Source organism: Yersinia sp. 22-579 (assembly GCF_030433455.1).
Lineage (GTDB): Bacteria > Pseudomonadota > Gammaproteobacteria > Enterobacterales > Enterobacteriaceae > Yersinia > Yersinia enterocolitica.
Genome location: NZ_JAUJTZ010000009.1, coordinates 156,456 through 179,886, shown reverse-complemented (window position 1 = coordinate 179,886; position 23,431 = coordinate 156,456). Strand labels below are relative to the sequence as shown.

Below are 23,431 nucleotides of genomic sequence, written 5' to 3'. Positions count from 1 at the left end.
TTGCAGATTAGTTATTCACACTGTTGTATCTGTTTTCTGCGCCATTTTTCTGTGACATATGACGCACCAGTTTTTTTAAAAGTGTGATTAATAATCCCCCTGTAAATATCCCTAAAAGTAGATCAGCACAATTAGCACTGAAATGGGTAGTGTTATTTGCGTGAAAAATAAAGATAAGTTAACGGACAAATAGCCAATAGCGAAATAGCGCTACTCTGCTACTCACTATCAGCTATTTTTTTAAGAGCAACCGCGCTATCCCTAAATAATTCGAGTTGTAGTAGGCGGCAGCTAACAACCCTGTGGCTTCAAGGCCGAAGGGTGTTCCCAAAGTCATTGGAGCCACAGGTAGGCAGCCAGCAAACGCATCCCGATGAACTTACTTATTTTAATGCCAACGACCAGTAAGTGATTCGAGTAAGTGCGCGCGGCTAACAACCCTGTGGCTTCAAGGCCGAAGGGAATTAGTAATCAACGGCATCCCGGATGATAGGACAAGTCATACAATGACCGCCGCCACGTCCACGACCTAACTCACTACCGACAATCTCAATCACTTCCACCCCTTCTTTACGTAGTTGGGTGTTGGTTTTGGTATTACGGTCGTAAGCCAGCACCACCCCTGGTGAAAGCGCAACCATGTTATTACCGCTGTCCCACTGTTGGCGCTCGGTGTCGTAATCATTACCTTCAGTCTCAACCACCCGCAGTTTTTTTAGGTTCAATGCACCGGCCACCGCTTCAACAAATGTGCCTTTGTCGCGGCTTAATTTAATGCCAGTTGGGCCATTATCTGGGCGCAATGAGAAGGTTTGAATCTGATTAACAATCGCCGGATAAAGGGTAACCACATCGCGGTCGCAGAAAGTGAACACGGTATCCAGATGCATGGCAGCACGCAATTTTGGCATAGCGGCAATCATCACGCGTTCAACTTGTCCTTCACTGTTTTTAAACAGTGACTGAGCTAACTGAGTAATAGCCTGATGAGAGGTGCGCTCACTCATACCGATGAGCACGGTTTTGTTGCCAATTGGCATCACATCGCCACCTTCTAATGTCGCGCTACCGTGATGCTGCGTTGGGTCGCCCCACCACACCTTCACATTGGCGTCGCCAAAGTCCGGATGGAATTTATAGATAGCCGTGGTCAGAATGGTTTCTTCATGACGTGCTGGCCAATACAGCGGATTCAGCGTTACGCCGCCATAAATCCAGCAAGTGGTATCGCGGGTGTAAAGGGTATTGGGCAGCGGCGGCAGCAGATATTCCGTGATGCCAACCGCCTCGCGGATCAGCTTCAACTCTTCTTTGTCACATTTGCCATCTTTATGGAGTTCAGTAGTAGATAAACCGCCAATCAGCACTTCAGCTAACAAACGTGGCTCCAGGCTTTCCAGATAATTGCGGGTTTCTTGCAAAATACCCAGTGACACTTCATTTGGTACAATTTGTTGATCCAGAATCCACTTTTTGGCCGCAGGAATAGCTACGGTTTCGGCTAGCAGATTATGCATTTCCACCACATCAACACCACGTTCACGCATTTTGGTCATAAAATCAAAATGGTCTCGTTTGGCTCTTTCAACCCACAGAACATCATCAAATAATAATTCATCACAATTACTGGGGGTCAGGCGGTTATGGGCGCGCCCTGGTGCGCAGACCATAACTTTGTGCAACTGTCCGACTTCAGAGTGAACACCAAATTTGGCTTTGGCGTGAGTTTTCTTAGCTTTATCTGACATAAGAACTCCAATAAATTATATGGTGATGATTCCGGTGGCAATGCTATAAATCGCAGCAACCGCAGCCACAATAAGAACGATAAACAGGATTCTTTCGTAGGTATTAAACGCTTTCTGATGCTGCTCACGTTTGGCAATCAGATACAAAATCGTACCTGGACCGTAAATGATGGCCGACAGCAGCAAGTATTTCAGACCACCGGCATAGATCATCAGTGCGGAATAGAAAGTGGCAATAAGAGCAAAGATGAGATCTTTTCTGTGACCACGTGCATTGGTTTCGTAAGTTTCACCCGTCCAGGCAAGTTTTAGTCCGTAAGCGCCCACCAACAGATAAGGGATCAGGGTTAATGAGCTGGTTAACTCTAAGGCCAGTTGGAAAGCATAATCAGTAAACAGTGTCAGAATTAAGAACACTTGAATAAAGATATTGGTCAGCCACACCGCCGCTGAAGGCACTGCATTGCTGTTTTCGGTACCAAATATTTTTGGCATGCTTTTACTCTTCGCCGCCGAGAACAGCACTTCTGCTGCCAACAGTGACCAAGACAAATACGCACCCAATACTGAGATAATCAAACCCACACTGATGAAGATGGCTCCCCAGCGCCCGACTATGGCTTCCAGAACCCCAGCCATTGATGGCTGACGTAATGCAGCAAGATCGGGTCGCAGCAGCACACCGTAAGACAACATGGTTATCAGCACCAACAAGCACAGCACACCAATAAAGCCCAGAACCGTGGCAATACCGACATGGCTACGTTCTTTGGCGTAACGCGAATACACACTCGCGCCTTCAATCCCCAGGAACACAAATACTGTCACCAACATGGTGCTACGAACTTGAGAGAATAAAGACTCAGGCTCAGCTACCACCGGCATGACAGCTGCCGCATGGCCAACATAGCCGTAGTCATTCAGGTGGGATAAATCGACACTCTTAACGACATCTGGCGTGCCCCAGAAGTTCAGTGCGAACACATCACCTTTAAAAGCAAAAATCAGTACGATGACGAAGATGAAGATGGGAATTATTTTTGCGAAGGTGGCAATGGTATTAATCGCCGCAGCCTCTTTAACCCCCCGCAATATCAGGATGTGGAATCCCCATAGAATAACGGAGGCCACTAATACCGCTGGAATGGTATTACCGTCACCAAAGATAGGGAAGAACGCCCCTAATGTTGATTTGATCAGGACAAAGTAAGAAACGTTACCAATACAGGTACCGGCCCAAAAACCTAATGCAGATGCAAAACCAAGATAATCACCAAATCCCTCTTTTGCGTATATGAATACACCGGAATCCAGATTAGGTTTACGCTGAGCTAATGTTTGAAAAACAAAAGCCAGCATTAACATCCCACCACCAGCAATACACCAGGCAATGAGTGCACCAAAACCACCCGTTGCCCTGCCGAACGTTGCGGGTAATGAGAATATACCGGCACCGATCATTGAGCCGACCACTAAAGAAGTTAGGGCCGGTAAAGATAATTTATTCGTAGATGAATTGGCCATGATGTTCTCAATGACGTTGGATAAATTAAGTTAAATGTAAATTCTGTTTATCCCCACAAACAGATTCACCTGGACCCACTTAGCGATATAAATACATAGTTATCATAGCTTCCTTTAAAACTATTGCATAATGTCCGGAAAGTAGACCAAATCTTACAATATGTAAATTGTTGCAAAAATTATTACATACATCAAAATTTTCCAATAGTGATCTAAATCATCATTTTTCATATTCAGAGGAAAACTCTCCAGTTTAATTCACTAAATAAAAGCCACTGCATTAGCATAGAAATCTGTTTTCTTTATATGTGTCATTTAAGATGATTCCAGTAGATACGCTGGTTCAATTACGCGAGAAAGAATAGAATTTATACCATGTTGCACTCGATAATTTTATGGTCTAGACTTAATGATTACCCATTGAAAATTAAATTAAAAACACCTTTAAATACAATGTGTTACAGCAACACTCTTTATGTGAAAAAATAGGCCATTTCTTAGAAAAATTTTCTCTGGCTTTTCATTTCAAACGTTATAACAGCCTTTTAAATTACGATCCCCCTCCACCAAAATTGCCAGTTTTATAGCGGGTGTTTTAGTTTTTATAAAATAAAGTGATATACCTTTCTTATAGCCACCGCGGTAGTCATTCCTATCAAAAAAATCAATAAAACTGGCAATAGGATAATCATTATTTTGGTTTTATTTAGGATTCATTTAGATTTCATTAACAGTTGTTACTAAAAAGTTAATTTTGAATTTTTACATTTTTCCTAACGGAAACCACAGGGATCTAACACCATGCAGAAATAAATATCTGGTGTTTTGTTTTTAATAAATAAAGAAATTCGATATAAAACACTGCGGTAACTGGTTAATTTAAATAAAGAAAATAGCGAGGTTTCTTAATAGTGACATTAGAAAGATTGATGTTTCATGTTGAAATATCTGACAAATAGAAAGAGTATATCGATGATAATAATGTAGGAATTCACCCACACAAAAGCTCATTATTCCCTTTCTATATAAGATGACGTAAATAAAACTGGTTAATTACGTTTGTAAAACTCACATTTCATTAAATACCCCTCTATTTGAATAAACATCTTCGCGGTTTTATTAAAGAATATCTTTAATTTCAAAGTCTCTATTATCATTAGCTAATCCAAGATAACGACGGTAGCACCATGAAAAACGGCTCCCATTGGGAGCCGTTGACTTAATCCGTTATCGCTGATGTTCACTCAAAGTGACCGCTACGTTGTCTTCCGCTGATCCAAACGCGGCTGAGAACCTGTCACAGAATACCCTGCCAGAATGGCAACGAAAATCATAAATAGATGGCCTTCAGATGAGTCCAGCAAGAATGAATTAAAGAAGTTACACGCCATATAGCTGGTCAATACCGCCAGCAAGACATTACGTAGCGCGGGTGTTTGTTGCCAAATAACACGGTAACAACAGACAATCCATGCCAGAAAGATAATCAAACCAACAACACCGGATTGGATAGTTTCCAACAGATATTGATTATGTGGGTTGTTTATCTTGTAGTTAATTTCCGGGTTCTCATAATAAAAACCGCCAGCACCGTGGCCCAGAATAGGCGCTTCCTTAATTAATCGAACCGCCTCGATGGCAAAGGCAGAACGCTGCCCCATTGACGTTGAGCATGCATCATTGACGTTATCCGCAGAGGCCGCCATGCAGACTTTAATCTCATCCACACCTTGAGTGATCCGCTGAGTCGCTTTATTGGGTATCAGCAGCAGTGCCGCAAATGCAATGGCCCCCAACAGCACCAAGAGCCAGCGTTGGCGACTGCCTAGCGAGAAGAATAGCCATACCCCTAACCCAACAACCAGAGCCACATACCCGGTGCGGCCCAATACCAAGAATAGGATGCTGTAACAAGCTGCTACCACCAGCAAACCGTAGCCCCAGCGTTTCCAGCCTGGACTTTTGACAGCGAGCATCAGCCATAACATGGCTGCCAATGCCATAAAGAAGTTTTGGGTAATTTGTAGTTTAAAGATGGTTGGGTTTGTTGGATCCACCTGGCCAATGGGGATATGTAACACCCCGACAGCCAGCGTCCCAACCAACGCCACCGCATTGGCGAGTAAGAAGCCCAGGCAAAACAGTTTCACCCGCTGCGGTTGGTTAATAAAGAACAATGCCAGCGGCAAGACATAAAGAAATTTCTTATCTTTACTCACCATCTCCGGACCGTAGCTGTTGTGATGGAACAATAATGACAGTGCTAACAGCGCAAACATGGCGGCGGGCAAATAGACTAATGGGTTGGTCAGCAAGGGTTTTAATGGCAGAGATTTACGATTAATGATCAAGCTGATAAGAATTAACACCAGCGATATATTAATAAGAGGATTGGAGGTGGGTAAAGCGATACCTAACAGTAATGCCGCGATACTGTTTAGCATTTCACCACGCGGGTTAGCCGGGGATATGCCCGGCGAGGAAGTCGATGGAGTTATCATAATTCTCTCAGCTTAAGCTGGTTGGAAGACTCAAAATTGGCTGTCACAAGCCCATTATTAGCATACTACTGGCTTTGAATACGCCAGGCGTCAACGGCATCTATGACATCATCGACAGGGATAGCGTTCAAATAGCGATCCGTAGTGTCAGTATCTATCTCGTTAGGATGTGGCAATGTGCGGTAATGACCCGCCCATAATAGGGTGTGCGGAGCCTGCCATGGGTGCCATTGATTAAGATTACTGGGGCCAAAGAGCACCACTGCGGGGGTTTGTAATGCAGCCGCCATATGCATTGCCACGGAATCTACACCAATAAATAACTTAGCGTTATCTATCAAAACCGCCAGTTCCGGCAGTGCCAAAAGGCCGGATAAATTAATAACTTTTTCGGGCTGCGCGCAACCAGCAATAATGTCAGCGATATAGTCCAGTTCTGCGTTGTCTTTACCGCCGGTTAACAGCACTGTTTCGCCTTGTTCGGTGAGGTGGTTTATCAGTTGACTGAATGATTCACTGGCCCAGGTTTTAAACTTCCAGCGCGCAGAAGGTTGAATCAGGATGTAATCCGCAATATTACGTTGCTGGCACAGTTGTTTTACTCGCTCAATATCGTGCGGGCCATAAGCCATGGTGACGTCAGTGCTGATATTCGTCAGTTGCAACGGCGCGAGGATATCCAAATTATTGAGAACCGTGTGCCGTTCGGCGGCATTGGGGATATCGACTAAGGTGGAGTGGCAGTAGCGCCATAACCAGGTATCGCGTTTTGGGTAATGGAAACCGATGCTGAAACCCGGTTTTAATAAACGGCAATAAGCGGCGGCTCGCCATTGATCAGATAAATTGAGGATCAGATCATAATGGTGCTCTTTCAATGCATTAAATAACACTTTTTCGCCGCTGATTTGGGCTGTTAAGCCCGCATGTTTTAGGCCGCGGTCGACAATAAATGCATGATTAACCGTTTTGTTCTCCCGCAGCATATCTTGCGTTCCACCATACAGCAGCACATCGATTTTGGCCTCTGGATAGTTGGCTTTTAACGTGTTGAGTAAAGGCGTGGTGAGAAGAACATCGCCGAAATGGCGTAATTTAATAACCAAAATGCGTTTAACATTGTCTTTCTCTCGCAGTATGGCCGGTAAATTAACGGCACTGACGCGAGCAGGAGCAGAAAGTTGCCCGGCAGGTGATTCTGTCTTATTTGATGTATTCATCATAGGATGCGCCATCATCGGCAACGAAAGAGGGGCAATAATGCTATCCAAGTGTTCACTGCATGGCAATTCTTTATTTGATCGTGTGCGACGGGTTGACAAGCAAGACGGTTACTACGACCCCAACGGCATGTTTCCCCGCCGTTTCACATTTGGGCTGTCTGCCCTTATCAAACAATATAACCAATTGACGTCATCGGCGCAGGCAGTTTGGACGCGACCAGCGCACAGCCAACGGAGCGTACACGTAGTACGTGACGGCGGCGAGCACTGCTCACGTTCAAAATGGCAAGTAAGATAGTCAATTAGCAGTCAATTTTAAAGGCCGGGGGCTTTCCATAAAGAAGTCGTCAGCCCACTGTCTACTAACGTCAACTGATCGGTATACACTGCTTGCCAGTTGGTTTTGGCTGCTTGATATAGCGCTTTATGTTCAATATTGGGCTGGTATTCTCGCTCCCAGCGCACCAGCCGCTCTCCGGTTTTATCGAGTGCTTCATATAGCCCGACCCCGACACCTGCTGCAATCGCACAGCCTAAAGCGGTGGCCTCTTTTACTACCGGTACACGGACCGGAATACCCGTCACATCCGCCAGAATCTGACTCCATAGTTTGCCTTTTGAACCGCCGCCGGCAAATACCACTGACGAGGCTTTGACACCGGAGAATTCCGCAATTTGTGCCAAGTTACAGGCCGAAACGATTGCTGCGTTCTCTTCCAACGCACGGAATAAAGTGGCTTTGTTGCATTTTTCAGGGTCGAGCGACAGGTTAATAAAGGAAGGTGCGGCGTGATACCAGGATTTAAAGCGCATAACATCAGAGAAAATGGGCATCACTCCGTAAGCACCAGCAGGCACCCGCGCCGCCATATCTTCCAGCAAACTATAAGTATCAATCCCTAACCGCTGGGCGAGTAATTTCTCTTCGGCACAGAATGCATCACGGAACCAGCGCATGGTCAGGCCGGTAAAGAAGCTGATGGATTCTGCTTGCACCATGCCGGGAATGACGTGAGGGTTAATGCGTGTATTCATATTGGGATCAGTAATCGGTTTGGGTAAGTTAACCACCTGTTGCCAGAAAGTGCCCCCCAACACCGCTGTCTGCCCCGGTTGTACCACTCCTAACCCTAAGCAGCCGAGTTGTACGTCACCGCCGCCCATCACTACTGGCGTTCCAGCCAACAAACCACACTCTTGTGCGGCCTCTGCCGTGACATGCCCGAGCAAAGTACCGGTTTCTTTGACTGGCGATAAGATATCAGCGCGTAGCCCGGCCATTTCCAGCAAGTTCGGCTGCCAGTTGCGCGTGACTAAATCCAGCATTCCGGTCGTGCCCGCATTGGAGGGGTCTACCGCCAGCTCGCCACTGAGCATATTCGCCAACCAGTCGCTTATCATGGTTAATGTCCCGGCCTGACGATAAATGTCAGGGCGGTAATGCGCCAGCCACAATAATCGAGGCATCGCACTTAAAGCCAGTGTTTGACCGGAGCACTGATAGACTTCAAGTTCAAAGCCATTATTGTGCAACTCTTTCAATTCACTGACTTCACGGCTGGCTCGGGCATCCACGTTAGCACAAGCCCAAATAGGTTTACCGCTGCGGTCATAGAGCACAATCCCCTCGCGCATTGAGCAGGCTGCAACCGCGCGGATAGCACTGGCTGGCAAGTTGGCCTGATGCAACGCCTGACGGATGCATTGACAGGTCAGCTTCCAGTTGGTGGTTAAATCAAACTCCATCGACCCAGGGACATCAGGTACTGGCAAATGTAGCCATTCAGCCTGTCCGGCTGCTATCTGATTTCCATTAAGATCAAATATTACCGCCCGGACACTGCCGGTGCCTGCATCCAAAGCCATCAGATATTCAGCCGATGAGAGTTGATTCATTGTTCGATCCTCAGCTTCAATGTGTTTTTATATAAATTCGTGTATAAATCCGTCCTCTACTGCCATAAATTAAATCTTGTAAAAATAGTCAATTAAATCAGTTTAATAATAGACCGCGCCGTCAACTCATCAGTCACTAGCGCATTCACATACTTGCCTTTTAGCGCAGCTACAATGGCTTCAGATTTCTCCACCCCGCCCGCCACACCAATCACCGTAGGAATGTTTTTCAAATCTGCCAGTGAAATACCGATTAATTCCTGGTGAATTTGCATATCTGCTGCCAGCGCGCCATCGGCCTGCATAAAGTAACCGAGGATATCGCCGACCGCGCCTTTGCGGCTAAACATCAGTTGTTCACCTTCGCTGATATAGCCAGAGCGCAAAATAGTGGCTTCTTTTTGTTGATTGACCGAACCAATCCCCACCACCGCAACATCAGCCGCACACGCCGCCAGCATCACATCGCGCACACTGTTTTCCTGGCGGAATGTTTCAGCAACTTTGGCACTGGAAGCCCGCAACGGCGCAGGAATAATGCTGACCTGACAGGCCGCATCAAGCTGCCCAATCCCAGTCATATAAGAACCTACACCACCGGAAAGAGTCACCAGGCGCACCTGCTGCGAGGCAATAAAGCCACTTAAATGCTGCAAAGCACACATAGTGGTTTCACCAAAACCAACCGCCAATAGCTGCTGCGGTTGTATCAATGCCATCAATAGATGTGCTGCGCCAATACCCAACCGGCTGCTGATACTAAGATCAGCTAAAGAAGGTAAAATGCGGATATGCTTCAGGCCGAAATGCTGTTGCAGCGCATTTTCCAGTTCCAGACAACCCTCATAGCGCGAATTAATCTGTACCCGGATAACCCCAGACTGACGGCCTTTCTCCAGCAATCTGGAGACCTTCAATCTGGTCAGCCCCAGCAGTTCGCCAATATCCCCTTGTGTTAAGCCATCGTGATAATAAAACCACGCAATGCGAGCGAGCAGTTCCTCTTCACTCATGCTATTACCCGGATATTTGTATTCATCGTTGGACAACATAGGTTTTTCTTTTGTTACTGATTTTTCTTTCATCATTACCGGCTGTTCTCTTCTCACTGCTTATCGATGCAAACCACTTATCGACTCAAATGTGTACGTCATGAATGTTAAATCTTAATAGATAACTACGCTAACAGCTTAAACCACACATTTGAACATATTTTAATTTAAATTTTTTTATTCACAGAATTGTGATCTTGATTACGCCACTAATGGGATTATACAGCTATCTTTTTTGAACACTTTTAATTTTAAATTATTTTTGTTCATTACGGGGACGATAATGCCGCACACTAAAGCCTCACCGCCACCGCTGCTTCAAGTGCGCGGCATCAGCAAACAGTTTTCCGGCGTAGTGGTATTGAAAAGTATCGACTTTACTCTGCAACCGGGTCAGGTCCACGCGCTATTGGGAGGCAACGGGGCAGGTAAATCAACGCTGATGAAGATCATTGCCGGAGTGCTCCCCCCCGACAGCGGCACTATTGAAATAGATGGGCAACCCTGCCTTAACCTCACTCCTGCCAAGGCCCACCAGCTAGGTATTTATCTGGTGCCGCAGGAGCCAATGCTATTTGCTAATTTGTCGGTTCAGGAAAATATTCTATTCCGCTTGCCAAAACATCAAGCAGACAAAAAGAAAATGACACAGCTGCTGCAAAGTTTAGGCTGCCACCTGGATTTGGCAGTCAATGCTGGTTCGCTGGATGTTGCTGACCAACAATTAGTCGAGATCATGCGCGGCCTAATGCGTGATTCCCGAATTTTGATTCTTGATGAACCCACCGCCTCGCTAACACCAGCGGAAACCAATCGCTTATTCAGCCAAATAAAAATGTTATTACAACAAGGGGTTGGGGTGGTGTTTATCTCCCACAAACTCCCGGAAATTCGTCAACTGGCGGATTGGGTCAGTGTGATGCGCGATGGCGGAATCGCGCTGAGTGGGGTCACTCACGACTTCTCAACCGACACCATTATTCAGGCAATTACCCCACAAGCCAAAAACAGTGAGCTAACGGATACCCAGAAGTTATGGCTAGAGTTGCCGGGCAATCGCCGCTCTCAGGCCCGGGCGCAGTCCAATCAACCGGTGATACAAGTGTGCGACCTGAGTGGCGAAGGTTTTGCTCATATCTCTTTTGAGGTACGCGCCGGTGAAATTCTTGGCCTGGCGGGAGTGGTTGGCGCTGGCAGAACAGAATTAGCCGAAACGCTCTATGGTTTGCGGCCCGTCAGCGGGGGCAAAGTCATGTTGGAAGAGAGCGACATCACCACGATGAAAACCGTCAATCGACTGGCTACCGGCCTGGTTTATTTGCCAGAAGACCGGCAGGCCTCCGGCCTCTATCTCGATGCCCCATTGAGCTGGAATGTCTGTTCGCTCACCCAAGGTAACCAGGGGATATGGACTCATCCGGCACAGGAAGCCGCCATTTTAGAGCGCTATCGCCGCGCGTTAAACATCAAATTTAGTCACCTCGAACAGCCGGTTCGCACCTTATCCGGTGGTAATCAACAAAAGCTGCTGATTGCCAAGTGTCTGGAGGCCAACCCGCTACTACTGATTATTGATGAACCGACCCGTGGCGTCGATGTATCTGCCCGCAGCGATATTTATCAATTGATCCGCAGCATTGCGGCTCAGCATGTGGCGATCATTTTTATCTCATCTGATCTGGAAGAAGTGGTGCAAATGGCGGATCGCGTGTTGGTCATGCACCAGGGGGAAATCAGTGGCGCGCTGGAGGGCAGTGCCATGAATGTCGACACTATTATGCATCTGGCCTTCGGTGAACATCATACCGACGCCCATCAGTCTGCCGAAAATGAGGGTGCATCATGTTGAAATTTATTCAAAACAACCGCGAAGGCACCGCCCTGCTGGCGATCCTCGCCTTATTTGCCCTGCTCGGCGTGATCGACCGTAATTACTTCAATTTGCAAACTTTTACCATGATCTTTAGCAGCGCGCAGATCCTGATCCTGCTGGCGATCGGCGCCACTATGGTGATGCTAACCCGCAATATTGACGTTTCTGTTGGTTCGATCACCGGCTTATGTGCGGTGACGGTCGGCATGGCGCTTAATGCCGGTTTCGGGCTGGCACTATCCTGCCTGTTTGCGCTATTGGTTGGCATGGGGGCGGGCTTCTTTAATGGCATTCTGGTGACCTGGCTGCGCATTCCGGCAATTGTCGCCACACTCGGTACGCTGGGGTTGTATCGCGGCCTGATGCTGTTGCTGACCGGTGGCAAATGGATCGAAGGATTACCAGCGGATCTGAAAAGTTTATCAACGCCAATTCTGTTTTCTATCTCGCCCATTGGCTGGCTGATTATGTTGCTGATTGTCGCCATGGCCTTGCTGCTGGGTAAAACCGCCTTTGGCCGCAGCTTCTATGCCACCGGTGATAACTTGCAGGGTGCACGCCAATTGGGAATTCGCACTGATAGCATCCGTATTTTTGCTTTCTCCATGAATGGCGTGATGGCGGCTCTGGCCGGGATAGTCTTTGCCTCACAAATTGGTTTTATCCCCAATCAGACCGGCAGCGGCCTGGAAATGAAAGCCATTGCCGCTTGTGTACTCGGTGGGATCAGCCTGCTCGGCGGCACCGGCACTATTATCGGAGCGATTCTCGGGGCTTATTTACTGACACAAATCGACAGCGTGCTGGTGCTGCTGCGCCTACCGGCGTGGTGGAATGACTTTATCGCTGGCTTGGTATTGCTGGGTGTACTGGTGTTCGATGGCCGGCTGCGTTGCGCCGTCGAGCGCAATATCCGCCAGCAGAAATATGCCCGCTTTACAACTCGTCCGGTAGCGAGTGATAAAAAATCCGCCGCCCCGTCAAAGACACCTGATAGCAAAGCGCCTAATGGCAAGTCATTCACTAAGAAAGAGGTGGCGCGATGAATATTCATAAGCGTTATGGATGGGAGCTGGCTCTGGCTGCACTGTTGGTGCTAGAGATCGGCCTGTTTGGTTTATCCAACTCGCGCATGTTGGATATCAATGTACTGCTGTTCAGCACCAGTGATTTTATCTGCATCGGTATCGTTGCTCTGCCGTTAACAATGGTGATTGTCAGTGGTGGTATCGATATCTCATTTGGCTCCACCATTGGATTGTGCTCAATATTCCTTGGAGTGATGTTTCAGGCGGGCGTACCAATGAGCATCGCCATCCCGCTGACCCTGCTGGTTGGCGCGCTGTGCGGGCTGATTAATGCCGGGCTAATTCTGTATACCGGCGTCAACCCGCTGGTCATCACCCTCGGCACCATGTACCTGTTTGGCGGCAGTGCGCTGTTGTTATCCGGCATTTCCGGCGCAACCGGTTATGAAGGAATTGGTGGCTTCCCAACCGCTTTTACCGATTTTGCCAACCAAACCCTCTTCGGCCTGCCGGTGCCGCTGGTGATTTTTATGGTCTGCGTGTTGCTGTTCTGGTTGCTGATGCACCGCACCCACAGTGGCCGTAACGTCTTTCTTATCGGGCAAAACAGCCGAGTGGCACGATACAGCGCCCTGCCCGTCGCCCGCACCTTATGCCTCTTGTACGCCTTGACCGGCATGGCCTCCGCCATTGCCGCCGTCCTGCTGGTTTCTTACTTTGGCTCGGCACGATCTGACTTAGGAGCATCATTCCTGATGCCCGCAATCACCGCCGTAGTATTGGGAGGGGCCAATATTTATGGTGGCTCCGGCTCCATTCTCGGTACGGCTCTGGCAGTTCTACTGGTGGGTTACTTGCAACAAGGCCTGCAAATGATTGGTACACCAAACCAGATATCCAGCGCGCTGTCTGGTGCCTTACTGATTCTGGTGGTGGTCGGGCGTTCCATCAGCCTGCACCGGCATTTGATTTATGAATGGCTGCAACGTCGCAGAAATACCGTGGTTTAACCTGCTCTTTTTTATAAAAAATTGCCAACACCTCTCTACCCATATCGGAGATAGCCATGAAAACACCAAGATTAAAAAAACTGGCGCTGGTTTGTGCCCTCGGATTTGCCTGTATCACTTTTAGCTCTATAAATGCCGTGCAAGCGGCGGAACGCATCGCATTTATCCCTAAATTGGTCGGGGTTGGCTTCTTCACCAGCGGTGGTAAAGGTGCCGTCGATGCCGGTAAAGAGCTGGGTGTGGATGTCACCTATGATGGCCCGACCGAGCCAAGTGTTTCCGGCCAGGTGCAGTTAATCAATAACTTCGTCAATCAGGGCTATAACGCCATTGTGGTCTCTGCGGTTTCGCCTGATGGCCTGTGCCCGGCACTGAAACGTGCTATGCAGCGGGGCGTCAAAATTCTGACGTGGGACTCTGACACCAAACCTGAATGCCGCTCGGTGTATATCAACCAGGGAACCCCGAATCAATTGGGGTCAATGCTGGTCGATATGGCAGCAAATCAGGTGAAAAAAGACAAAGCCAAAGTGGCGTTCTTCTATTCCAGCCCGACGGTGACCGACCAGAACCAATGGGTGAATGAAGCGAAGAAAAAAATCCAGCAAGAGCACCCCGACTGGGAAATTGTCACTACCCAATTTGGCTATAACGACGCGACTAAATCACTGCAAACCGCTGAAGGTATCCTGAAAGCTTATAGCGATCTCGATGCGATTATTGCCCCGGATGCCAACGCCCTGCCCGCTGCGGCACAGGCAGCGGAAAACCTCAAACGCGACAATGTGGCTATCGTCGGTTTCAGCACCCCGAATGTGATGCGCCCCTATGTTGAGCGCGGCACGGTCAAAGAGTTCGGCCTGTGGGATGTGGTTAACCAAGGCAAGATCTCAGTCTATGTCGCTAATGAAATGCTGAAAAAAGGCGACCTGAATGTCGGCGATAAAATTGATATCCCGAACATAGGCGTGGTCGAAGTCGCACCAAACAGTGTTCAGGGCTATGACCATGAAGCTAAAGGCAGCGGCATTGTGTTACTGCCACAGCGGGTCATCTTCACCAAAGAAAACATCGATAAATACGATTTCTAATCTCGGCGGCCCGTCTCACTGGCGGGCTTGAACAGACCTAAGGGAGTTATGACAGATGGCTGATTTAGACGATATCAAAGACGGTAAAGATTTCGGTATTGGCGTACCACAGCAGAATCCTGCATTTACACTTAAAGGCTGCGGTTCGCTGGATTGGGGGATGCAATCGCGTCTGGCGCGGATTTTTAATCCGAAAACCAACCGCACGGTAATGCTGGCATTTGACCACGGCTATTTTCAGGGGCCGACCACCGGTTTGGAGCGAATTGATATCAACATCGCCCCGCTGTTTGAATATGCCGATGTCTTAATGTGTACCCGTGGTATTTTGCGTAGCATCGTGCCCGCTGCAGCCAATCGCCCGGTGGTACTGCGCGCATCGGGGGCAAACTCAATTCTGACTGATTTATCCAACGAGGCGGTGGCGGTCGCGATGGAAGATGCCCTGCGGCTCAACTCCTGCGCCGTCGCGGCCCAGGTCTATATCGGTACCGAACACGAGCATCAATCTATTAAGAATATCATCCAGTTGGTCGATCAGGGTGTTCGCTACGGTATGCCAACTATGGCGGTGACTGGCGTAGGTAAAGATATGGCGCGCGATCAGCGTTACTTCTCACTGGCGACCCGTATCGCGGCAGAAATGGGGGCTCAGGTGATCAAAACCTATTATGTCGACAGTGGTTTTGAACGTATTGCTGCCGGTTGTCCGGTACCCATCGTGATTGCTGGCGGTAAAAAACTCCCTGAAAGGGATGCGCTGGAAATGTGTTATCAAGCCATTGATCAAGGCGCATCTGGGGTGGATATGGGGCGCAATATCTTCCAATCAGAAGCCCCGATTGCCATGTTGAAAGCGGTTCATGCCGTGGTGCATAAAAATGAGAATGCAGAAACGGCATATAAGCTGTTTTTACATGAAAAAGGCTGAGTCAACTGACCGTTGATTGACCCGCTATGACAAGGAGACCTTCTGTGATAAGGAGAACGCTATGCATGTCACCCTCGTCGAAATTAATGTAAAAGAAGACAAAGTTGAGCAATTTATTGAGGTTTTCCGCGCTAATCATCAGGGATCTATCCTGGAGCCGGGGAATTTACGCTTTGATGTTTTGCAGGATGAATCGATCCCAACACGCTTTTATATCTATGAAGCCTATGTTGATGAAGCCGCCGTCGCGGCGCATAAGAAAACGCCTCATTACCTCCGGTGTGTTGAAGAACTAGAGGGTTTGATGACCGGCCCGCGCAAGAAAACGACCTTTATTGGTCTGATGCCTTAACCGAGATGGGCAGTTGTTCCCCCACGCTGCCCTTTCTTTTCCCCCGCTGAATTTGACACCCAATTTGCGCTATGATTTTTTAATCATCCTGGCGGATATTCTGCATGAAAAATATCTTAGTGCTGTTGAGTACCCTGCTCTTCAATTGTCCGGCAACCGATGCCGCTGTGCTACCTACTGGTAGTGGAAGTTTTCATTTTACTGTGCCGCAATCTACTAAAAAAATTGAAGTTTTCAGTTATCAGCCGCCGGAGGCGAATGCCCGTACGCCAATCGTATTTGTGCTGACGGGATTGAACCGCGATGCCGATAAATACCGTGATGACTGGGTAGAAAACGCCAGGAAAAACAAACTGATTGTGATTGCCCCACATTTTAGCCAACAAGATTATCCCGGCAGTGATGGCTATAATCTGGGCAACATAATCAATTCCCAGACCGGAAAACTTAATCCGCAGGGAGAATGGGCTTTTTCGGTCATCGACAGTCTATTTGCAGAAATGCAAAAACAGGGGATTACCCAACAAAAAAGCTATTACTTGTTTGGCAATAGTGCCGGCTGTCAGTTTGTCCACCGCATGCTAACTTTGATGCCCGCGCCAAAAGTCAAAGCGGCTATTTGCGCGGCGGCCGGTTGGTGGACAATGCCAACCCCCCAAACCCCGTGGCCATATGGTTTAGATAACGCCCCGATAACGGTCAGCCAGCAACAATTAGCCCACTATTTTGCCTTACCAGTGCTTATCACCGTTGGCGGCAAAGATGATAATCCTAATCACCCACTGCTGCGACGCTCTCCTCAAGCCCAGGCTCAGGGAGATAGCCGTTTACAGCGCGCTAAAGCCTATTTTATGGCTGCGGAACAACAAGCCCGGCACAATATAATGCCGTTTAACTGGCAATTTACGATTTTGTCGGGTGTGGCGCACAGTGGCAGCAAAATGTCAGCTTATGCCGCACAGCAATTTGGCTGGTTCGAGCAACACGGTAAATTTAAAGTTCAAGATGATTGAGTGGGCTGATATCAGATAACGCCTATCATAAAAATGAATGCATTAAGTTATTCTTAGCGCCGAATATAATGATTCCAGTATGACGCCCCAATGCCGTGATACCCACCGTAAAACAGGAGTTTCTATGAATACAACTCATCGCCTGATACTGGCTTTCGCTTTCTCCAGCACATTGCTGGCCGGTACTGCTAGCGCAAATAGCTTATTAGACTCAGTAAAAAGCGCAGCAGATCAATACAGTAAATCAGGTGATAGCTCATCTTCACTATCATCATTAACCGGTTTACTCAATGGCGGCGATAAAGCCTTGAGCGCCAGCACCATGACTAATGCTGCCGGTATTTTGCAGTATTGCGTTCAAAATAATGTGCTCTCTGCCAACGGAACTACGGCGATTAAAGATCAATTGATGAGCAAACTGGGGATCACTAGCACTGAAAATGCCAAGAGCCAAGACTACCAGGAAGGCCTGGGTGGGTTGCTGAAAACCGGTGAAGGAAAAAGCCTAAATCTGAACGACCTGGGTAGCGAACAAATTACAGAAAAGATTAAAACCAAAGCCTGCGATTTAGTGCTGAAACAGGGCCAGTCATTCTTGTTGAAATAATGGAATAAGAAATATAAAAGTTTGGCTTAAGTAATAGGCTGTACTCCAAATATGGCCTATTTGCCGCTTAAGAAAATATTCTGACGGTGATAGGCCATCTGCCCCTCATCAGGAAAAAACTGTACCGGTAACCGTAGTTTTCGCCCTTCATACTTAACAAAATTCTCTTCACTGATACTGCTTTTAAGTTTTTTGATCTGGGGAGATAACACCATTTCCAGATGTTCATTAAAGGTTATTAATCCCTGATCAAAAGCTCGGTCATGTAAATTCGACAAACATAGACCATTACTTGGATTAAGCCGGTGCTCTGCACCATGGCTCCAAGGGCGAATATGGCTGGCAACTAATAATATGGGTTCTTCTAAGTCGGTAATACAGCAGCGATTCTCATAAACACGCAATACGTTTTTACGAAATAGCTGCTGGCCCACCCGCGCCTTAATAATAGTAGTCCTTTCTTTACCACTGAAATCTTTCATGCCACTATCAAATAGCTTGGTAGCAGGCTTTTCTAACTCACTCATCGCCTGCTGGCATTGCTGTTCAAAATCTTCGGTATTCTCATTCATCTCCAACCACAATGCACGATCAGCCTTAGAAGCTCCGCTTAATCCTTTGCGACCAGAATCGATAATATAGGGATCAAGACTGGCAAGATTAGCTAATTTCATCACCAATGCAGAGGGCGTTCGACCAATTAATCCCGCGTAGAGAATAATATCGCGGTTATTGGAATCAAATTTCCCATAGGGAATTTGACTATACAATGTAAAGGCAACTAACAGTTGATCCCGCGTCCAGTGATTTGCTGCTGCCATGCATCGCCATCCAGAATGAGTGAGTTGCCTTATTGATTAGGTTAACTATGCCAGGTATGCGGGAAAAAGTGTATGAATGAAGCATGATGAATGGGGATTGATAACACTCCCCCAGGGGGAGTATTTATAATATTAATAAAGTTATTAAATCGCTTTTTCCGATCCTACTAGTTTTTGATTACGATTGACGGCTACTTTGAACAGCCAATATATCAAGCTGGCGGCAAGCAATGAATTGATGGTAGGGATGCCCCACTCAGTCACCACTCCAACAATACTACCAACAATACTGGAAATAATCGCAACCCAACCAATAACTGGGGTTTGGGTTTCATCAGGCAGTTTTCCTTCCAACCGACTTATATCAAGAATTTTACGATGGGAGCGCAATACATAATAGTCCGTCAGCATGATGCCGATAATCGGTGGAAGCACTACTCCTAGCACAGTCAGGAAATCAACAAATCTATCCAGAATACCCAGCACGGAAAGCGTGGTTCCCAGCCCACCAATAACCAACGTAGTTGAGAGATATTTCAGTTTCTTACCAGTGAGCCCTTCGACTGCATTGACAATACCCAGTGATGAACAGTACAGGTTGAGATCATTGACCTTCAAGGTAGAGAACACGACTACCAGCAGGCCGGTGATCCCCACAGCTTGAGACATAATGCTAACAACATCTGCCGTACCCAGTGTCTTAGCAATCAGAATAGCCAAGCCGTTGACCGTACATTTCCCAACGATAATGCCAATAAATATCACACCCAGCACATGTTTATCATTTTTGGAATAACGCGTCAGGTCAGGGGTAACTAAGCTCGCCATGATGGCTCCTCCCATCACGATAGTGATACCCTCACCGGTCGACAGTGTATTGCCTACTGCCGTCAACTGGCTGATATCAGGCACATTATGCCCAGTTAGAACTTTAAAGGAGATATAAGCTACCAGTAAAATAAATATCGGAACAGCAACTCGCGCGGCTATGCGCAGTGCCTTGAAGCCAAAGGCGACCAATATCGTCAGCAGGCTACCGGATAAAATTGCAGCCAGGTTAAAGCCCAGTTTATGGCCTAAAGCAAAATCCAGGGATTTAGCGAAAATAGCATTCTGTATACCAAACCAGCCGAGCAAACTGACTGCGACGACTATCCCGACTAGCGCGGCTCCCAAGCGTCCAAAGCCACACCAGCGTGCCAACAGTGTGCCAGAAACCCCTTCACGCATACCTGCTATCCCGAGGCCGTAGGTAACCACACAAAATATTAGGCTGGCGACGAAAAGCGCGGTGAAAGCATCGGTTAACGTCATGGAATGACCCAGTACAGCGCCAAGCATAAATTGATCCAGCGAAGTCAGCGCCCCCATATAAACGATAGCAACACTGAAAAATGACACTTTTTTATCCTGCGGTACTCGACTTAACGGATAGTCTTCTGTTTTGATCATGATGAAATGTCCCTTTGTTATTCAGATAAATTAAATCCCTTTAACTACTAATAGAACAATCGTATAACGATTAACTCTCACAACGTAAATAACTGCCAAACCACTCAAGCTATTAATAATTGAATATTATATTTACTATTAACAGATCAAATTATATTTTATAACGTATTAATTCTTATTTAACATAGCCATATTGTTAGTGTGCGGATTTTTATATATTTAAATTATATAAATATGGTATGGAATCCCCTACGGAGTTAATGATTAGAATTGCAGTTAGATTAGTACCATCCAACTCTCTCTATCCTAATATCACCTTTATTAAACTGTTACAAGGAGGGTTTCTCACCCATCCACACCATTAAATTAATGTATGTATTTATGATTAATTAATAAGAAAATACAAATTTAAATTATGAATTTAACATGATTATCTGGTTATATTTCGTCCTGTGAATACAGTTTTCATCTCATCAAGGCCAGATCTGTATACTATTGGTCACTAAACCGATATGAAAAAACCATCATATAAATAATGATACTTAATCCGTGGCGAAACCAGAATTATTGGTTGACTCAAAGCTCACTCCTCTCAAATAGAGGAGTGAGCTATTTGGAATAAAATTAAACCGTTTCTTCCGATTCAATTGACTGTTGATTACGACTAACAGCCACTTTGAACGCCCAATAGATAAAGCTCGCAACGACCAGTGAGTTAATCGTCGGGATCCCCCACTCGGTTACCAGCCCAACAATACTGCCGATAATACTGGCTATAATCGCCACCCAGCCAATGACAGGTGTTTGCTTTTCATTAGGTAACGTCCCTTCCTGCCGGGTTTTATCTAAAATTTTACGATGGGAGCGCAGCACATAATAATCCACCAGCATGATGCCAATAATCGGTGGGAATACCACGCCAAGTACAGTCAGGAAATCAACAAACCGGTCGAGAATCCCCAATACTGACAGTGTGGTGCCCAACACACCAATAACCAATGTGGTTGATATATATTTGAGTTTTTTACCCGTTAGCCCCTCGACCGCATTAACAATACCGAGTGAAGAAGAGTACAAATTAAGGTCATTGACCCTTAAGGTGGAGAACACTACGACCAGCAAACCCGCACCACCCGCGGCTTGAGACATTATCGTCACGACATCCGCCGTCCCAAGGGTTTTAGCAATCAATATAGCCAACCCATTGACCACAAACTCGCCTGCAACGATAGTGAAAATCGTCACACCAAGGACATGTTTGCCATTTTTAGAGTAGCGCGTCAGATCAGGCGTCATCAGGCTGGCCACAATAGCGCCGCCAACTACGATAGTAATACCCGCGCTGATAGATAGAGATTCGCCCAGTGGAATCAACTGGATAATTTCATTCAAATTATGGCCAGATAATGTACTAATAGAGATATAAGCCACCAGTAATATAAACATCGGTACCGCAATTCGAGCCGCAATACGTAATGCTTTAAAACCAAAGGCAACCAAGATAGTGAGCAGGCTGCCCGATAAAGCCGCAGCTAATCCAAATCCCAATTTATGGCCCAGAGCAAAATCAAGTGATTTGGCAAAAATAGCATTTTGGATACCAAACCAACCCAACAAACTGACCGCCACGACAATCCCAATCAGTACAGATCCCAAGCGGCCAAAACCACACCAGCGAGCCAGTAAACTGCCAGAAATACCTTCACGCATCCCTGCCAGCCCAAGGCCGTATGTCACCACACCAAATATTATGCTGCCGATAAGAATCGCGGTAAATGCATCAGCCAGTGTCATGGAATTACCGAGTACGGCACCGAGCATAAATTGATCCAGCGCGGTCAACATGCCCATATGAACAATAGCAACACTTAAAAAAGACACTCTTTTATCCTGTGGCACCCGACTTAATGGATAATCTTCAATTTTGATCACGATGAGCTGTACCTTGTTGTTCAGATAGCTTGTTGTTCAGATAAACTGGATTCCTTTTGCCACCAGGCGATCCGGAATGTAATTATCCAAATGCGCAAATTTGCAAAACTCCTCAAACTGTTGCAGCGTGTGGACATCAGATTTTTGATAAATTGTATATATTCTATTTTCTATCGTTTTAGTGCTGATATTATATATCTTCGCAATTTCTTTAACGGAAAGTCTTTGCAGCATTAAAAATATAACGTCAAGCTCAGCACGAGTGAACATACTGTTATTAATTTCAGTTGTCAGAATACTGGGTTTTTGTTGGTTGATATATTTTAATGGGGATAATGTATTAAATGGTTTAGCATTCCACATCACACCAATAACTTCTTTTCTGTCGTTATAAACAGGCAGTTTCTCGCTAATAAACGGAGTCAGGGTATTTTTCCCATACCAATAATGGGTTTCTATTACCGTCACCCGATCCTGCGTTTCTTCTGTCCGCTTGTCATGCTCTATCAGGTCGGGCGCAAATTCAGTCCAATTTCCGGGAAATTCATGGTCCATCTTTCCCTCAACCTCAAAATCCAAGGGTGTATTGGTGTAGAGAAAGGCGGCCTTATTCATATAGATATGGCGGGAATTCAGATCTTTAATGCCCCATGGTTCACTTAAGTGCTCCATCATGGCAATAAGGCCCTTGAAATAAGTTTCATTATTTTTATCGGGCAAATCCATGGCGACCTCGCCGATGAAGAATGGGTTAAATTTCTTTTGCCAGATAGTGTCGCGTATGCTTTTTAGCATACCCGCCTAAATTGCCATATACACGATAGCCTAATTTCTCATAAAAGCCTTTGGCCTGAAAATCGAAAGTATCGACATAAGCCATGTGACATCCACGCTGCAAGGCTTCTTCTTCCGCTTTTTCCATTAACTGACGGCCATAGCCACTTTTACGATAGTCGTCACTCACCCAAAGATATTGGATTTCAAGCCCGCCCCACCAAGTTCTGGCAACTAATCCTGCAACAATTTTTCCATCATCATCGGTCACAGTTAAGAACAGCGGATGAATGTCTACCTTTTGAGTTTTATCATTGTGGGCCCATAGGCCATCAATAACATACTCTTCGTCCTGTGGGTTTGGTTTGTCGGTAACGTTTATCTTCATTTTTGGAACATACCTTCCTATTTTAATAATGCAAATTGCAATTAAATTAATTGATCACAACTTCTTGTAATATCATTTTCCTTAAAGTGTTACAAGAGTGGTTTTCACCCGTTCCCGCCATCCGGTTAAGTGTTTATAGTTATTGTGACGGAGCTAAAAAATACCAATACAATTTGTAATGGTAATGGTGTTTTTCCAGCTCTGCCTGCAAACGC

General features: G+C 46.5%; 19 protein-coding genes and 1 pseudogene. 8 read left to right on the top strand and 12 right to left on the bottom strand.

Annotated elements, in window-relative coordinates:
- Positions 1–7: 7 nt before the first annotated feature.
- From QSV56_RS12950 to lsrR, 7 genes and pseudogenes are all read right to left on the bottom strand, one after another.
- Positions 8–198 (bottom strand): annotated as a pseudogene (locus QSV56_RS12950) (LapA family protein).
- A 266-nt stretch (positions 199–464) separates the two neighbouring features.
- Positions 465–1,748 carry an arginine deiminase gene (gene arcA / locus QSV56_RS12945; protein ID WP_019080617.1) on the bottom strand — a complete coding sequence of 428 codons (1,284 nt, stop codon included), beginning with the start codon at positions 1,746–1,748 and terminating at the stop codon, positions 465–467.
- Positions 1,749–1,763: 15 nt separating this feature from the next.
- The gene (locus QSV56_RS12940) at positions 1,764–3,272 is read right to left on the bottom strand and encodes an amino acid permease (protein ID WP_005159143.1); all 1,509 of its coding nucleotides are present in this window, start codon (positions 3,270–3,272) and stop codon (positions 1,764–1,766) included.
- 1,256 nt (positions 3,273–4,528) lie between these two features.
- The gene (waaL-ps, locus tag QSV56_RS12935; protein WP_046051643.1) at positions 4,529–5,773 is read right to left on the bottom strand and encodes an O-antigen polysaccharide ligase WaaL-ps; all 1,245 of its coding nucleotides are present in this window, start codon (positions 5,771–5,773) and stop codon (positions 4,529–4,531) included.
- 65 nt (positions 5,774–5,838) lie between these two features.
- A complete protein-coding gene (rfaQ, locus tag QSV56_RS12930) occupies positions 5,839–6,996 on the bottom strand; it encodes a putative lipopolysaccharide heptosyltransferase III (RefSeq protein WP_046695478.1) in 1,158 nt (385 codons plus the stop codon).
- Positions 6,997–7,311: 315 nt separating this feature from the next.
- On the bottom strand, positions 7,312–8,892 hold the full coding sequence (gene lsrK / locus QSV56_RS12925) for an autoinducer-2 kinase (RefSeq protein ID WP_019080621.1): 1,581 nt from the start codon (positions 8,890–8,892) through the stop codon (positions 7,312–7,314).
- 92 nt (positions 8,893–8,984) lie between these two features.
- On the bottom strand, positions 8,985–9,980 hold the full coding sequence (gene lsrR, locus QSV56_RS12920) for a transcriptional regulator LsrR (RefSeq protein ID WP_172654237.1): 996 nt from the start codon (positions 9,978–9,980) through the stop codon (positions 8,985–8,987).
- A gap of 247 nt (positions 9,981–10,227) precedes the next feature.
- On the opposite strand from lsrR, the gene lsrA reads away from it, so the two are divergent.
- The 8 genes from lsrA to QSV56_RS12880 all read left to right on the top strand — a co-directional run bounded on the left by lsrA (position 10,228) and on the right by QSV56_RS12880 (position 17,849).
- Positions 10,228–11,793 (top strand): autoinducer 2 ABC transporter ATP-binding protein LsrA, encoded by a 1,566-nt coding sequence (lsrA, locus tag QSV56_RS12915; RefSeq protein WP_046051645.1) that lies wholly within the window; start codon positions 10,228–10,230, stop codon positions 11,791–11,793.
- Positions 11,787–12,863, top strand: coding sequence for an autoinducer 2 ABC transporter permease LsrC (gene lsrC / locus QSV56_RS12910; protein WP_046695479.1), 1,077 nt, complete (start codon positions 11,787–11,789; stop codon positions 12,861–12,863). Before lsrA ends, lsrC begins: the two co-directional genes overlap by 7 nt.
- A 2-nt stretch (positions 12,864–12,865) precedes the next feature.
- Complete coding sequence (lsrD, locus tag QSV56_RS12905; RefSeq protein ID WP_272480972.1) at positions 12,866–13,855, top strand: autoinducer 2 ABC transporter permease LsrD; 990 nt, start codon at positions 12,866–12,868, stop codon at positions 13,853–13,855.
- A gap of 56 nt (positions 13,856–13,911) precedes the next feature.
- Positions 13,912–14,946: an autoinducer 2 ABC transporter substrate-binding protein LsrB gene (gene lsrB / locus QSV56_RS12900; protein ID WP_050131149.1), complete on the top strand. Its 1,035-nt coding sequence runs from the start codon at positions 13,912–13,914 to the stop codon at positions 14,944–14,946.
- Between the two features lie 55 nt (positions 14,947–15,001).
- Positions 15,002–15,877 (top strand): 3-hydroxy-5-phosphonooxypentane-2,4-dione thiolase, encoded by an 876-nt coding sequence (gene lsrF, locus QSV56_RS12895; RefSeq protein WP_019080627.1) that lies wholly within the window; start codon positions 15,002–15,004, stop codon positions 15,875–15,877.
- Between the two features lie 61 nt (positions 15,878–15,938).
- Entirely contained in the window at positions 15,939–16,229 is a 291-nt protein-coding gene (lsrG, locus tag QSV56_RS12890; protein WP_019084046.1) for a (4S)-4-hydroxy-5-phosphonooxypentane-2,3-dione isomerase, read from the top strand.
- Positions 16,230–16,333: 104 nt separating this feature from the next.
- Entirely contained in the window at positions 16,334–17,242 is a 909-nt protein-coding gene (locus tag QSV56_RS12885; RefSeq protein ID WP_060722687.1) for a hypothetical protein, read from the top strand.
- Positions 17,243–17,366: 124 nt separating this feature from the next.
- Complete coding sequence (locus QSV56_RS12880; RefSeq protein WP_046051647.1) at positions 17,367–17,849, top strand: DUF2501 domain-containing protein; 483 nt, start codon at positions 17,367–17,369, stop codon at positions 17,847–17,849.
- 56 nt (positions 17,850–17,905) lie between these two features.
- Here the strand turns inward: QSV56_RS12880 and QSV56_RS12875 are convergent, their stop codons facing one another.
- The 5 genes from QSV56_RS12875 to QSV56_RS12855 form a co-directional block, all read right to left on the bottom strand.
- Positions 17,906–18,670 carry an HNH endonuclease gene (locus tag QSV56_RS12875; RefSeq protein ID WP_046695482.1) on the bottom strand — a complete coding sequence of 255 codons (765 nt, stop codon included), beginning with the start codon at positions 18,668–18,670 and terminating at the stop codon, positions 17,906–17,908.
- Positions 18,671–18,814: 144 nt separating this feature from the next.
- Positions 18,815–20,122: a cytosine permease gene (locus QSV56_RS12870; protein ID WP_019080632.1), complete on the bottom strand. Its 1,308-nt coding sequence runs from the start codon at positions 20,120–20,122 to the stop codon at positions 18,815–18,817.
- Between the two features lie 624 nt (positions 20,123–20,746).
- Complete coding sequence (locus QSV56_RS12865; protein ID WP_301212617.1) at positions 20,747–22,054, bottom strand: cytosine permease; 1,308 nt, start codon at positions 22,052–22,054, stop codon at positions 20,747–20,749.
- Between the two features lie 36 nt (positions 22,055–22,090).
- Positions 22,091–22,780 (bottom strand): PAS and helix-turn-helix domain-containing protein, encoded by a 690-nt coding sequence (locus QSV56_RS12860; protein ID WP_026017973.1) that lies wholly within the window; start codon positions 22,778–22,780, stop codon positions 22,091–22,093.
- Between the two features lie 25 nt (positions 22,781–22,805).
- On the bottom strand, positions 22,806–23,216 hold the full coding sequence (locus tag QSV56_RS12855; protein WP_019080635.1) for a GNAT family N-acetyltransferase: 411 nt from the start codon (positions 23,214–23,216) through the stop codon (positions 22,806–22,808).
- Between the last annotated feature and the right edge of the window lie 215 nt (positions 23,217–23,431).

Excerpts from the sequence above, each read along its gene's own strand:
- QSV56_RS12855 (WP_019080635.1), bottom strand. The coding sequence starts at position 23,216 with ATGAAGATAAACGTTACCGACAAACCAAACCCACAGGACGAAGAGTAT.
- lsrR (WP_172654237.1), bottom strand. The coding sequence starts at position 9,980 with ATGATGAAAGAAAAATCAGTAACAAAAGAAAAACCTATGTTGTCCAAC.
- QSV56_RS12940 (WP_005159143.1), bottom strand. The coding sequence starts at position 3,272 with ATGGCCAATTCATCTACGAATAAATTATCTTTACCGGCCCTAACTTCT.
- lsrK (WP_019080621.1), bottom strand. The coding sequence starts at position 8,892 with ATGAATCAACTCTCATCGGCTGAATATCTGATGGCTTTGGATGCAGGC.
- arcA (WP_019080617.1), bottom strand. The coding sequence starts at position 1,748 with ATGTCAGATAAAGCTAAGAAAACTCACGCCAAAGCCAAATTTGGTGTT.
- waaL-ps (WP_046051643.1), bottom strand. The coding sequence starts at position 5,773 with ATGATAACTCCATCGACTTCCTCGCCGGGCATATCCCCGGCTAACCCG.
- QSV56_RS12880 (WP_046051647.1), top strand. The coding sequence starts at position 17,367 with ATGAATACAACTCATCGCCTGATACTGGCTTTCGCTTTCTCCAGCACA.
- QSV56_RS12870 (WP_019080632.1), bottom strand. The coding sequence starts at position 20,122 with ATGATCAAAACAGAAGACTATCCGTTAAGTCGAGTACCGCAGGATAAA.
- QSV56_RS12875 (WP_046695482.1), bottom strand. The coding sequence starts at position 18,670 with ATGGCAGCAGCAAATCACTGGACGCGGGATCAACTGTTAGTTGCCTTT.
- lsrB (WP_050131149.1), top strand. The coding sequence starts at position 13,912 with ATGAAAACACCAAGATTAAAAAAACTGGCGCTGGTTTGTGCCCTCGGA.
- lsrC (WP_046695479.1), top strand. The coding sequence starts at position 11,787 with ATGTTGAAATTTATTCAAAACAACCGCGAAGGCACCGCCCTGCTGGCG.
- QSV56_RS12885 (WP_060722687.1), top strand. The coding sequence starts at position 16,334 with ATGAAAAATATCTTAGTGCTGTTGAGTACCCTGCTCTTCAATTGTCCG.
- QSV56_RS12860 (WP_026017973.1), bottom strand. The coding sequence starts at position 22,780 with ATGGATTTGCCCGATAAAAATAATGAAACTTATTTCAAGGGCCTTATT.
- lsrA (WP_046051645.1), top strand. The coding sequence starts at position 10,228 with ATGCCGCACACTAAAGCCTCACCGCCACCGCTGCTTCAAGTGCGCGGC.
- lsrG (WP_019084046.1), top strand. The coding sequence starts at position 15,939 with ATGCATGTCACCCTCGTCGAAATTAATGTAAAAGAAGACAAAGTTGAG.
- lsrF (WP_019080627.1), top strand. The coding sequence starts at position 15,002 with ATGGCTGATTTAGACGATATCAAAGACGGTAAAGATTTCGGTATTGGC.
- rfaQ (WP_046695478.1), bottom strand. The coding sequence starts at position 6,996 with ATGATGAATACATCAAATAAGACAGAATCACCTGCCGGGCAACTTTCT.